General features: G+C 66.6%; 9 protein-coding genes and 1 pseudogene. 4 read left to right on the forward strand and 6 right to left on the reverse strand.

Translation table 11 applies throughout. From position 1 onward, the window contains the following. Positions 1-13 precede the first annotated feature (13 nt). The 4 genes from ACP7A3_RS12845 to ACP7A3_RS12860 are packed head-to-tail and all read right to left on the reverse strand — an operon-like array spanning position 14 to position 5142. Positions 14-1255 (reverse strand): DUF2254 domain-containing protein, encoded by a 1242-nt coding sequence (locus ACP7A3_RS12845; protein WP_426255853.1) that lies wholly within the window; start codon positions 1253-1255, stop codon positions 14-16. 56 nt (positions 1256-1311) lie between these two features. Continuing rightward, a complete protein-coding gene (locus ACP7A3_RS12850; protein ID WP_426255854.1) occupies positions 1312-2511 on the reverse strand; it encodes a cation:proton antiporter in 1200 nt (399 codons plus the stop codon). A 25-nt stretch (positions 2512-2536) separates the two neighbouring features. Further along, the gene (locus ACP7A3_RS12855) at positions 2537-4096 is read right to left on the reverse strand and encodes a DUF389 domain-containing protein (RefSeq protein WP_426255855.1); all 1560 of its coding nucleotides are present in this window, start codon (positions 4094-4096) and stop codon (positions 2537-2539) included. Continuing rightward, positions 4093-5142 (reverse strand): potassium channel family protein, encoded by a 1050-nt coding sequence (locus ACP7A3_RS12860; RefSeq protein WP_426255856.1) that lies wholly within the window; start codon positions 5140-5142, stop codon positions 4093-4095. The genes ACP7A3_RS12855 and ACP7A3_RS12860 overlap by 4 nt, the downstream gene beginning before the upstream one ends. A gap of 395 nt (positions 5143-5537) precedes the next feature. Here ACP7A3_RS12860 and ACP7A3_RS12865 point away from each other — a divergent pair, with 395 nt between their 5' ends. The 4 genes and pseudogenes from ACP7A3_RS12865 to ACP7A3_RS12880 all read left to right on the forward strand — a co-directional run bounded on the left by ACP7A3_RS12865 (position 5538) and on the right by ACP7A3_RS12880 (position 9779). Continuing rightward, positions 5538-5744: a TOBE domain-containing protein gene (locus tag ACP7A3_RS12865; RefSeq protein WP_043060051.1), complete on the forward strand. Its 207-nt coding sequence runs from the start codon at positions 5538-5540 to the stop codon at positions 5742-5744. A 1-nt stretch (position 5745) separates the two neighbouring features. Further along, positions 5746-6117: a winged helix-turn-helix domain-containing protein gene (locus ACP7A3_RS12870; protein WP_017979311.1), complete on the forward strand. Its 372-nt coding sequence runs from the start codon at positions 5746-5748 to the stop codon at positions 6115-6117. A gap of 102 nt (positions 6118-6219) precedes the next feature. Continuing rightward, positions 6220-8622: a TonB-dependent receptor gene (locus tag ACP7A3_RS12875; protein WP_426255857.1), complete on the forward strand. Its 2403-nt coding sequence runs from the start codon at positions 6220-6222 to the stop codon at positions 8620-8622. 135 nt (positions 8623-8757) lie between these two features. After that, positions 8758-9779, forward strand: a pseudogene (locus tag ACP7A3_RS12880) (IS110 family transposase). Between the two features lie 650 nt (positions 9780-10429). Here the strand turns inward: ACP7A3_RS12880 and ACP7A3_RS12885 are convergent. Beyond that, positions 10430-11554, reverse strand: a complete 1125-nt coding sequence (locus ACP7A3_RS12885; RefSeq protein WP_426255858.1) for a metallophosphoesterase — start codon at positions 11552-11554, stop codon at positions 10430-10432. 16 nt (positions 11555-11570) lie between these two features. After that, positions 11571-12839: an MFS transporter gene (locus tag ACP7A3_RS12890; RefSeq protein ID WP_295563712.1), complete on the reverse strand. Its 1269-nt coding sequence runs from the start codon at positions 12837-12839 to the stop codon at positions 11571-11573. Positions 12840-13102: the final 263 nt, after the last annotated feature.

The following is a 13102-nucleotide window of genomic DNA, read 5'->3' on the forward strand; positions in this document are numbered from 1 at the left end:
GACCGTTTGTGGGTCAACCCTGACCGAAACAGGACGCATAGGCCCGCTCGATTGCCGCCCGGTCAGCGCCGCTTGTCAATGCCGCCTTTGCGCGCTCGACGGCATCCTGCGCCTCGCGTCGGATGAGGGGACGGGCGTCCTCGGCATGCCCGGCTAGCGCACCAAGAGCCTTTTGCAGACGTATGCCGACTTCGATCGTGGCGGCACCGTCGCGTGCGATCGGGCGGCACCAATCGTCGAGCAGGTCGGCGAGGTAGATGGCGGGAATATGCACCCGAGCGGGCAAGGACGGCACATCGGCGCGATGATCGACGATCCGCCGCAGGACGCGGGAACCCGCCTCTATCACCGCAATCGCCGTGCCCGGATCGTTGACCGCGGGGGACAGCGCTCGCGACGCGATTTCGGACAGCACGATCAGACCGAACCGCGGATCATGGTCGAAGGCCCGGTGATGCGACAGGGTGAAGGCCGAGCGAATACGCGCAATACGGTCATCGTCGCACGCACGGGCGATGAGCGCTAGTGGCCGTTCGGGTTCCACCAACTTGCCGGGCAGGGCGAGAATGTAAATGTCGGCGTCCACGGCCTCAGCGATCTCGCCCAGCACGGCGAGATCGACATGGGTCACTCGCGCGACCGTCTCCGGGTAAATCGCCACCGTGTCGCGAGGGGGCGAGCTGTCGGACCTCGTATCGAAGGCCAATGGCATGGCGATCGTGTCGACCGCGGCCAGCGCCGCGCGCTCCACCCGATCGATCGTATCCGCGACGCGGCCGAACCGCGCGATATGTTCGATCCAACGCAGCAGCGTGAAGACGATGAACAGGATGACGACGATCGTGCCGAAGAACAGGATCACGCGCCCCGTCTCGCCGTACAGCCCGGTCGATAGCGCGATGATGCCGACGATCGCGAACAGGAAGCTGCCGAGGAAGGTCGCCAGCGTATTCTGCGCGGTACTGTCGTCGATCAGCAGTTGCACGGCACGCGGGGTGAGCGTGCTGGTCGCGCCCGAATAGGCCGAGACCATCGCGGTCAGCGAGAAGGTCGTCACGGCGAGCATGCTGGACGCCAGGATGGTGAGGATGTTGTCGACCGACTTCGAGCCGATCTTCGCGGCGAAGTCGTACGATATCGTGTGCCCCACCAACGCGCCCGTCAGCGCAAGGGCGCCGCCGAAGGCGCAGACCAGCGCCGCCCTGAACCACATCCTGCGGCTGAGCAGGCGGATAAGCCACTGCCATCGGGTCAACGTCGCCCCCTTCCTCGCGCGTTCAAGCGCCGGGATCGATCCGGGGTTCCGGGGCATCAATGGTCCGCGTCGGCCGATCCGGTCAGGCGCCAGCGGCGCAGCAACCACGGCATCGTCAGACCTTGCGCAAAGATCGAGAAGGCGACGACGCCGAACGTGACGACGACGATCTGCCCGCGCTCCGCAACGGTGGCCGGCACCGCCAGGGCCAGCGCCAGCCCGACCGCTCCCCGCAACCCGCCCCAGACGAGGACATGCTGATAGGTCGCCGGCAATCGCAGCCCCGACCGCACGAAGGGCAACGCCAGCGGATAGACCGCTGCCGCGCGACCGATCAGCGTCAGGACGATGGCCATCCCCAGCGGCAGCGACACGAGCGCGATGGGCTGGTGCGCCTCATGACTGCCGATCAGCAGGAACAGGCACGAATTGGCGAGGAAGGCGGCATAGGTCCAGAAATCCTGGACATGCTGTCGCCCGGCGACCGAGATCGACCCGCGCGGGCCGAGGTTGCCGACGATGAGCCCGGCTGCCAGCGCGGCGAACACGCCCGAGGCATGGACGTGTTCGGCGAGCAGGAACGATCCCCAGGCGACGACGGTGGTCAGCGTCACCTCGACCAGATGATCCTCGGTGCGGCCCGCGACGGTCAGCACGATGAAGCCGATGACAGCGCCGATGGCAAGGCCGCCCGCCACCGTCCATAACAGGGCGAGCGCGGCGCCAGAGGTCGTGAGCGCCTCGCCATTCGCGACGCCGATCAGGATCGCGAAGCCGACGGCGGCGACGCCGTCGTTGAGCAGGCTTTCGGATTCGACGACCATGCTCAACCGGGGTTCGGCCCGCATCTCCTTGAATGCGGCGATGACCGACACCGGGTCGGTCGCGGCGATCAGGACGCCGAAGAACGTTGCGCCCAGCACGCTCCAGCCGAGCAGCAGATGCATGCCGCCCGCGACGATAGCGGCGCTGATCGCAACGCCCAGAAAGGCGAGCACGATTGTCAGCGGCATCTCCGTCCGAAAGCGCGACCAGCGCAGCTGCATCGCCGCCTCGAAGATCAGCGGTGGCAGGAAGACGTTGAAGATCAGCTCGCGCGATAAAGGCAGGTCGGCACCGACCGGGAAATAGGCAAGGCCGATGCCCGCCAGCACGAGGCCCGCCGTATAAGGCAGGCCGATCCGCCGCGACACCATCGCCACCAGCGAGGCGACGATCAGCATCGTTCCCAATTCGGTCAGTCCGATCTCTGCCATCAATAGTCCTTCGATCGTCCGGGAATCATGGGGCGGGTGTTGCGGCGGGCGTCAGGGCGAACCGGCGACCCGCAGCCGGTGCAGGGGTTGCGGCTACGCCCTGCTGGCGCAACGCGGCGGCGATCGACAATGCCCGCCGCGTATCGAGATTCGGATTGGCGGGCGGTGCGCCGGCAGGCAGACCCGGCACGGCCAGGGTCGATACGTTCCAGCGTCGCGCCGCCCAAGCCGAAGTCGCGACGGCGTCACCGGCGTCGGCGTCGAGCGTGTCGGAGCCGTCGGCGAAGACGATCTCCGGCAACGGCCCCTGCGGCGGCACGATCGCCACGTCCCAATCCTCGCTCTGCTGCGCGACGCGGCGCTCCAGCATGCGATAGGTCGCGACGGTGGCGCCGGGTAGCGGGGCGGCGGGTGCGATGGCGCGATGGTGGTCCCGGTCGATCGTCACTGCATCGGGCGCGACGCCGGTGATGAGCGCGATACTGTTTGCCAGATCGGTAACATGCTGCGCGGCCGTGTTGGTCGCTTCCCCTGCCTGGCGCAGCTCTTCGCGCTGGGCGGCGAGCGCGTCGGCGCCTGCGCCGAGCAGGATCTGGTCGAGGTTCAGCCGCACCGGCCGGGCCAGCTGCTGCGCCAGCGCGGCCTGGATCGCGCGCGTTTTCTGCATCGAACGGCGCGGGGTGATGACGACCGCACGCACCACGATGGGCCGGGCGGCGAAATCGATGTCGAGTTGCGTCACGCGCGCGTCCGCGCCGAACCGATCGGACAGCAGTGACCGCGTCTGCGCGGTGGCGAGTGCTTCCCGTCCGATCCGGTTGAGCGAGATGCCCAGCGGGATCGCCATGACGATGAAGACCAATGTCAGCAGGCCGGTCTGCACCCAGCTCTGCCGTCGCGACAGATGATGGCCGAACCCGTAGAAGCGCGCCATCACCGTGGCGGACAGGGCGATGGTGATGAAGTTGGTGGCGAACAGCGCGAAGGCGCCCATGCCGACCGGCGCATTGCGGGTCGCGATGCCGTAGCCGACCACCGCGAGCGGCGGCATCAATGCGGTCGCGATGGCCACGCCGACGATCGTGTCGCCACGCCCACGGATGATCGCGAAGGTGCCGGCGAGCGCGGCGAACAGCGCGACCGCCAGGTCGAACAGATTGGGCCGCGTCCGCGCGACGATCTCGGCGGTTGGTGCCTGCAACGGCGATACGAGCACCAGTAGCGCGGTGAAGGCGATCGCCGCGACCGACCCGATCACCAGCGCCTTCAGCGATCGCCGCAACTCGCGAAAGTCGAACAGCGCCAGGCTGAAGCCGAAGCCCAGAATCGGGTTCATCAGCGGCGAAATCAGCATCGCGCCGATCACCACTGCCGGTGACGACAGCAGCAACCCCAGCACCGCAATCCCTGCCGACATCATCGTCATGAAGGCGAAGCGCGGGCTCCATCCGCTTTCCTCGATGACGCGCGCCAGCACCGCCTCGTGATCGACGCGCCCGACCACGGACCGCCGCCACCAGCGGTAGAGCGCGATCCGGCCGAGGCGCCCGGCGGGGTCGGGGCGATCCGATGCGGCGACGGTCATGACAGGCGCTCCGTGGGGACGATCTCGACGATCCGGTCGCCGATCTCCAGCCGCTGCGCCTCCGGTTCCCAGAAGCCGATCGCGGTCCCGCCCCGATGCAGGCGAACACCGAGCCCGGTGGTGAGGGTGGACAGCGGCCGGCCCACCTCCGCCGGTGCGACGTCGCGTTCGTGCAGCGCGACGCGGCCGCCGTGCGCGGCGAGATCGGCGATGTAATCGGCCAGATGCTCGCCATGCGTCGAGCCGGCGAGCAGCAGACCGGCAAAGCTGGCCGGGTTGATGACCGTCGTCGCGCCGGCCTGCCGGGCGAGTGGTTCGTTGTCCTCCGACCGGATCACCACGCTTAGCGGTACGCCGGGCGCCAGCCCGCGCGCGGTCAGCACGATCAGGATCGACGTATCGTCGCGTCCGGCTGAGACGATCACCGCCTTCGCGCGGGCGACCTGCACCGCATCCAGCGTCGCGTTGCGGCTGGCATCACCCTGCATGACGTTGACACCCAGCCGCTCGGCCATCTCGATAGCGGCCGCACGTTCGTCGATGACGACGATGCTCGCGGGATCCGCGCCTCGCCGGATCAGCTCCGCCACGGCCTCGCTGCCCGATGTGCCGAAGCCGGTGACGATTGTATGGCCGCTGAGCCGCTGCTGGATCACGCGCATCCGCCACCCGTCCCACACACGTCGAAGGAGAAAGTCATAGGCGGTTCCCAAAAAGATGAGCCACACGAAGAGCCGGATCGGCGTGACCACGAACGTATCGAACAGCCGGGCCTGCTGCGTCACCGGCACGATATCGCCGTAACCCACGGTCGTGACGGTGATCATCGTGAAGTACAGAACATCGGCGAAGCTGATGTGGCCGTCGATATTGTCGCGCAGGCCGGCACGATCGAGCCAATGGCCCGCCAGCGCGATCCCGAGCAGCGCGAGGACCAGCCCGACCCTCCACAGCAGCGACAGCCAGACCGGCGTGCGCCGTCGCCGTCGCAACGCACCGGTGGTGGTGGCGTCGCCGCGTGTCGAGCGATGGTCGCGTCCTATCATGCAGCCCCCGTGCGCAGACCCGCACGGCGGCATCGATGCGGTGAGGTGCAAAGGGCAGGCGCGGGAGGACGCGCGCGATCGGTCATGTCCGGCCTTCCGTCACGGTCATCGGCGCTGGCGGCCCGACCAGCGCAACATGCCTGCACCCCTGGTAAAGACGCACCCACGCAGGGCTATCGCAGCCACGGCTCTTTTGGACAAGACAGGTGCGGCATTCGCCGGTGCGGCGGAGTAACAGTCCCGCGGATATCCCGACGCGCGATCCGTCATGCCTCATGGCCACGTGTACCGTCGGCCTTCCTGCCGGCGGATGTGCTCTCGTCCCGTTCTCGGGACGATATAGGCTATGGCGACCAGTGCGGTTAGAACCGATGGTCATCCAACGGAGGGTCATCATGAAGCTCAGCGCACGCAACCAGATCTCCGGCACGATCGTCTCGATTGCGCCGGGCGCCGTGAACGGTTCGATCAAGGTCGACATCGGCGGCGGGAATGTCGTCACCGCCAGCATCACCGAAGAAGCGATTGCCGAACTCGGTCTGGCGGAGGGTGACGCCGTCACGGTGATCATCAAGGCCAGCGACGTGATGATCGGCAAGTAAGATGAAGCTCGGGCCCCTCTGGCTGAAGATCCAGATCGCCTGCGGCGACGCACTGGCCATGGGGCCGGGCAAGGCCGACCTGCTGGAGGCGATCATCGAACATGGCTCGATCAGCGCGGCCGGGCGGGCGCTTGGCATGAGCTATCGTCGCGCCTGGCTGTTGGTCGACGAGATGAACCGCTGTTTCGACCCCGTCGTGGTCGAGACGATCAAGGGCGGCGGACGCGAGCGGGGCGCGCGGGTGTCGCCGACGGGCATCGCCGTCCTCGAAGCCTATCGCGACATGGAGCGGGAGGCCTCAGCCATCGCCGACCGCCCGGCCTATGCGCAGCTTCGCCAATATTTGCGGCAGGAGCCGGTAGCGCCCGATTGATCGCTTTGGGCCCAGTAAATCTCTGTATACGGCTGAATACACCATCGATATACGACCGGATATAAAGCGGCGGAAACGGCCGCTCTAAACGGGGTATTGTCGATGTCGAAGCGGCTCGCGGGTCTTCTGTGTGCGACGGTCATGCCGGCGTTTAGCGCACCCGCCTTGGCGCAAACGACCCAAGGCACGACCGCGAGCGACCGGGATCGGGGAGAGGGACTGCCCGACGTCATCGTCACGGCGCGCCGCCGGACGGAGGATGCGCAGCGCGTGCCTGCAGCCTTGTCGGTGGTGGGCGGTGACCTCATCGACCAGAGCTACACGGTCAATACGCAGGGTCTGACGACGCTGATCCCAACGCTGAACTACAGCTCGGCCAACCCGCGCAACACCGCTTTCACCATCCGCGGGCTGGGATCGAGCGTCGTCGCTGTCAGCCAGGCGAATGACGGGCTGGAGCCGGGCGTCGGCTTCTATGTCGATCAGGTTTACCACGCCCGGCCAGCCACCGCCGCGTTCGACTTTGCCGACATCGAGCAGGTCGAGGAGCTGCGCGGGCCGCAGGGCACGCTGTTCGGCAAGAACACGACCGCTGGTGCACTGAACATCACCACGCACGCGCCGACCTTCACCCGCGAGGGGTTCGCCGAACTGTCCTATGGCAACTATAATTTCGTGCAGGCCAAGGGGTGGGCGTCGGGGCCGATCACCGACACGATCGCCTATCGGATCTCGGGCGTGTCGACCCGGCGCGACGGCGTGCTCGACAATGTTCGCACCGGCCGCGCCGCCAACACGATCGGCACGCAGGCGGTGCGCGGGCAGCTGCTATTCAAGCCCGCCGACACCATCCAGATGCGCGTCATCGCCGACGTCACCAACTTCCAGGCCTATTGCTGCGGGCAGGTGTATCTGCGCACCGGCAGCAGCTTGCGCGCCGCCAATCGCCAGTTCGGCGGGCCGAACGGACTGGCCGCGCAGTTCGGCTATGCGCCGCCGAGCACCAATGTCTACGATCGGAAGACCGACATCGACGGCCCGCTGGGTGTCGACACCAACGAAGGCGGCGTGAGCGCGATCACCGACTGGAACCTAGGTCCGGTCACGCTGACCTCGGTCAGCGCATGGCGCTTCTGGAACTGGGATGCGGAGAACGACCGCGACTATACCGGCTTGCCCGTCCAGCTCTCGCAGCACATTCCGTCGCGGCAGGACCAGTATAGCCAGGAACTGCGCCTTGCCTCGAACGGCACCGGATCGCTGTCCTATGTCGTCGGCCTCTACGGCTTCCGCCAGCGCCTGACCGGGCGGCCGATCAGCATCTATGGTCCGGCCGCCGCCCGCTATCTGATCGGGACGACCGTCACGACCGGCACGGGCGCAGCCGCCGTGGTAACGCCGGTGCCGTCCAACCTGCTCGACGGTTACGGACAGGACGGTCGCACGGACTTCCGCAGCCTGAGCTACGCCGCGTTCGGCGAGGTCAATTACCGCGTCTTCGACCGCCTGACCGCGACGGTCGGCCTGCGCTACACGCAGGAGGAGAAGGACGGCTATTACACAACCACCGTGTCGGGCGGTCCTTCGACCACGAACACCGCGCTCATCAACGCCCGCCTCGGCGTGCTGCGCCCGCAAAGCTATGAGGCGCATGACAGCGACGGCAGCCTGTCGGGACGCGGCAACGTGGCGTGGCAGGTGACCGACACGACGATGGCCTATGCGAGCTATGCGCGCGGCTTCAAGTCGGGCGGGATCAACATGTCGGGCCTGCCGCTCGACAGCAACAACCGGCCGGTGCTGGCGACGGCCGTGGTGCGGCCCGACCGCAACGAGACATACGAGATCGGCCTGAAAAACACGCTGTTCGACGACCGCCTGATCTACAACGTCGACGGCTTCTACACCAAGGTCCGCGACTTCCAGGCGACCGTCGTCGAGAACTCGCTGACGCAGACGGTGCAGTTGCGCGGCTACCTGTCGAACATCCCGCAGGTGACGGTGAAGGGGATCGAGGCGGACGTGACCGCGCTCATCCTACCGGGCCTTAGCGCACGCACCAGCTTCGCCTATTCGGACGGGAAATACACTGACTATCCCGCCGGCCCATGTCCGCTGGAGGTGCAAACCGCTTCCACCACGCGGTGCAGCTTGACCGGCCGTCGCCTCGCGTCGCTACCGCGCTTCGCGATTACCGCGGGGCTGGATTATCAGCGACCCGTAGGTGACGGACAGGTCTTCGTCCATGTCGATACCGCCTCCCGCAGCGACTTCAACGGCGACCCCAGCCTGTCGCGCTTCACCTACATTCGCGGCTACAACCTGACCAACGCCAATATCGGCTACCGCTTCGCGGACGGGCTGGAGCTGATCGTCTGGGCACGCAACCTGCTCGACGCCGACTACATCCAGAACCTGACGATCCAGGCGGGCAACTCCGGCCTGATCGTCGGGACGCCGAGCGACCCGCGCACAGTCGGCGGGACGATCCGCTTCCGGATGTAAGTTTTGCCGGGCTGATGGACGAACCGCAGAGGTGGGAAATCGGAAAGCGGGTCGAAAACGTTTGAAAGTGATGGCGTGGACGGCACTCCAATCCTCCAGCAGGATAACCTGCGGAGAGTCGGAAGGAAATTCGCGATTGGCAGCGTCATTACGATAGGTCTAGATCTCGCGAAGAATGCGTTCCAGGTGCATGGCGTCGATGCGGAGGGCGTGGCGGTGATCCGCCAGCGGCTGACGCGCGGGCGCATGCTGAAGTTCTTTGCCAAGCTACCGCCGTGTCTGGTCGGGATCGAGGCGTGTGCGACCTCGCATTACTGGACACGCGAGCTGGTAGTGCTCGGGCATGACGTGAAGCTGATGCCGGCGCAGTACGTGAAGCCGTACGTCAAGCGGGGCAAGAACGACGCGGCCGATGCGGAGGCGATCTGCGAGGTGGTGACCCGGCCGACGAGCGCTTCGGCGGCATTAAGTCGCCCGAGCAGCAGAGCGCGATGATGCTGCATCGTGTTCGCCTGATCCTGAATCGCCAACGGACGCAGCTGTCAAACGCGATGCGGGCGCACCTGGCCGAGTTCGGAATCGCGGCACCGATCAGCAGGAACGGCATTGAGCAGCTCCTCGACGTCATCGCCGACCCGACTGACGAGCGGGTGCCGGCCGATGCGCGGTTCTGCTCCGAGATGCTGGCGGATCAGCGGCGCATCGTGAAGGAGCAGATCCTGGAGAACGACCGCCGCATCCTGGCGAGCGCATGCGAGACCGAGCTTGGCCGTCGGCTGATGGAGATACCCGGCGTGGGGCCGCTGCTCGCCAGCGCCATCGTTGCCACCGTTCCCGATCCTGCGATCTTCCGCTCAGGTCGCAACCTCGCCGCGTGGATCGGCCTGGTGCCGCGGCAAAGCTCGAGCGGTGGCAAGGAGCGGCTCGGTTGCATCACCAAGGCCGGGCATCAGTACCTGCGCCAGATGCTGATCGTCGGCGCCATGGCGGTCGTGCGCTTTGCCGAACGTAACGGGGCCAAGCGGCCGTGGCTTATTCAGCTGCTGGCCCGCCGCAAGGCCAAGGTCGCCGGGGTTGCGCTCGCCAACACGAACGCGCGCATGATTTGGGCGATGATGGCCAGCGGTGAGCGGTACCGTGAGCCGTTAGCGGCATAAGGAACACGGCGCGGGCGACCGCGCCTGACGAGGTTGGAAACGACGATCAGGAGCTAATGCAGCAAGCCGGTTGAACCGCCGGATTGGGAAAACCCACAATGACCCAAGCGCATCAAGCGCGTGAATGTGATCGGGACCCGAGACGCGCGAACGGCATTACGGCCAGCGGCACGATGCGCCGCACCAACAGGTCGGACACATGGCCGCACCAACCAGCAATACTAGGCGAAAGTCGTACTTGCCAACGGAGGGCCGTCCACACGTGGGTCGTCATGACTGAAGAGCAGGGTAGCCGCTTACGCTCAATGCCGGACAATCCTCAAGGGGAAGTGGTCTGGGTCAGCTAACGTCTGCGATGCGAACGAATAGCAGAGAAAGGGCACCTACCAGCCCGCGATGAATGACGGCAATTATATTCCCTCTGGGTGATGCCGCTCGGACACCAAATCAGTCTCTGCCTCGGTCGATTAGTTCAGTGAGCAACTAGCCCCGTGGGCCAGCCGGATGGCCAGAACGAGGGAATGGTTCCAAAACACTCAAAGCGACAATGGCTTCTAGGGCAAACACGCTTCCCTCCCTCTCCGCCATTACTTCCTGATCTCGCCAGTAATGTCCGATCGCCTTTCGTGGCGTCTCGGTAGAGAGCCACCTCAGTCCGGCGGCCCGCCGTTCTTGTTCGGGCCGAGTTGCAATCCGTCGATGCCGGCGATCGGCCAGGCGCCGATGGCGTGGGCGTCGGTACCGAGGCCTGCGTGGAGACGGCGTTTGGGGATGTCCTGTTCGCCGCGGACGAGAAGGTCGATCCGGTCGTGAGCGTCGCCGCACGTCACGGTGACGGCATGCGCGCCGGCCTGTTCGATCGAAACGGTCGCCTGCCACAGTCCGTCGTCGGCGCGATGCATGGGGGCGGGGGCACCGTCGTCGATGCGCACCTCGACCGTCGCATCCCCCGTTGCGCCCAGTATGCGCGCGACGATGGTGACGGCGCCGGGGCGCGGCACCTGATGCTGATCGGCGGGGCGCGTCACCAGACGGGCATCGCAGGGGCTGACGATCTGCACATGCGGCCAAGCGGCGTCGAGACGACGGAAGCGCCAGCTGGGCACGCGGCCATGGATGCACACGATCGCAAAGCCGGCGCGGCCGGTGTCTTCCTCGATCTGCGCGGTTGAACGGGTCGCGCCGTATACAACGCGGCCGTCGTTCAGCAGTTCGTTGTAATGCGTGTGGCCGGTATCGACGAAGGCGACGCGCGCGTCGGCGAAGGTGCGGGCGATGCTATCGCCGTCGGCGGCAAGGTCGCCGGGATAGGCGTGCATGAACACCAGCGGCACCTGATCGGCCGCCTCGGCCCGCGCGAGCTCTTCGGCCAGCCGGTTGCGGTGGTGCATGGTCACGCGGAAGTCGGGGCCGCCCGCCCCCGCCGATATGATGTCGAGGAACAGGCAGCGATAGCCCGCGATCGTCTCCGCCTCCGGGCGGTTGGCGGCGGGGATGGCGGCGTCGTAATGGGCCAGATCCCCGGGCTCGAAATCATGGTCGCCCGGAATGATCCGCCACGGTGTCTGGAGCGGGGCCAGCGCGGCCATCATCCGCGCATATTGGTCGGGTGTACCGTGGTTGGCGTTGTCACCGGGGACGAAGACGAAGTCGATCCCGTCGGCGACGCGATTGACCTGATCGACGATCGATTCGAGCCGACTGAGGCCCTGCCAGTCGTCGGCCTCATCGAGGTGCAGGTCACCGATATGCGCCCAGCAGATTGAAGTGCCCATCGGATCGTCCTTTCGCCTAGTCCTGATCGGTGCCGGCGCAGGCCGGGCGCAGCGTGGCGGCAAAGCCGATCCACAGCGCAAGGCTGGCGATCGCGAAGCTGCCGAGAATGAAGAAGCAGGCCCGATAGCCGAAGGCCTGCGCGATCCACCCGCCGATCGCGGGCGACAGGCTGGCGCCGACGCCCTGCACGGTCATCACCGCGCCCTGGCCGACGTTGACGCGTCCCGTGCCTTTGAGCAGGCAGGCGACGAGGCCCGGCACCGCCACGCTCTGCAGCCCTGCGCCGATGCCGTCGAGCGCCTGCACGGGCCAGACGCCCCAATGCTGGATGATCGTGCCCGCGAGGAACCCGCGCAGCGGCAGCGCCGCGAACGAGATCAGCAGGACGAGCCAATAGCCGCGGCCCGCCGCGACCTTCATCGCGACGATGCTGGCGGCGATCATCACCGCCTGCGCGACGACGACGGTGGTCGCGGTGAAGAGTGCCGGATTGCCCTGGCCCGCGCCAACGACCGCCAGCGTATACAGCGGCAGCATTCCACCGTTCCCGAGGTGGAAGCAGGCGAGCGCCAGTGCCAGGATCAGCATCGGCTTGTTGCGCATCAGCACCTTGAAGCCCTCGGCCTTGCCGCCGTCCTGCCCTTCGTCGCCCTTTTCCAGGCCACGTGCCGCCTGATGGTCGATCGCCCGTTCGGGGATCGAGAGGACGGAGATGATCGCAAGTACGCCGAAGGCTGCCGAGAGATAGAAGATCGCGGGCATGCCGAACTTCCACCCCAACCACCCCGACAGGCCGGCGCCGATCATGTTGCCGGCGTGGTTGAACGCCTGGTTGCGGCCGTTCTGCGCGTTGAACCCTTTCTGCCGGACGACGCCCAGCGTCATCCCCGCCACCGCCGGGCCGATCGCGGCGCCGGCGATCGCGGTCGCCACCTGGCTGACCGTCACCACCGCCCAGGCCTGCGACCACAGGATGAGAAAGGACGCGAGCACGGTACAGATGCCGGTGACGACGACGACCAGCCGCTTCTTCGTCGTGTGATCGATGAACGCGCCCGCCGGTGCGGTGAATAGCATGCCGGCGACACCGCCAGCGGTCATGACGGTGCCGATCGGCCCAGACTGCCAGCCACGCTGTTGCAGGAAGACGCCGAGGAACGGGCCGATGCCCGCCTGCATGTCCGCCATGAAGAAATTGAGGGCCGCCAGCGCGCCGGTCGCGCGTTTGCGATCGGCTGCGCCGTCAGTGGAGGGCGTCGTGATCGTACCTGCCGTCGTTGCCATCGCCGCCTCCAGATCGAACGGCCCCAACACAGCAACACTTTGAAATATCCGCGTCGGACATGATTTCGATCAAATAAGCCCGACGAAAGAGGGGCGGCGGTAAAGGCTGCGGGATGCCGCGTTGTCATGATCCCATCGGCTGTCGCGGTGCCGCGTGAAGCGGCACGCCACCGAGCCACAGGGTTGCATAGCGTCGCTGGTGCGGCGAAGAACGGCGCCATTGCTGCGGATCACGGTGGTCCATGCCCGTCGCGGCACAATCG

Origin of the sequence: Sphingomonas sp. DC5200-1, assembly GCF_049897245.1 — a bacterium.
GTDB classification, from domain to species: Bacteria; Pseudomonadota; Alphaproteobacteria; order Sphingomonadales; family Sphingomonadaceae; genus Sphingomonas; species Sphingomonas aquatilis.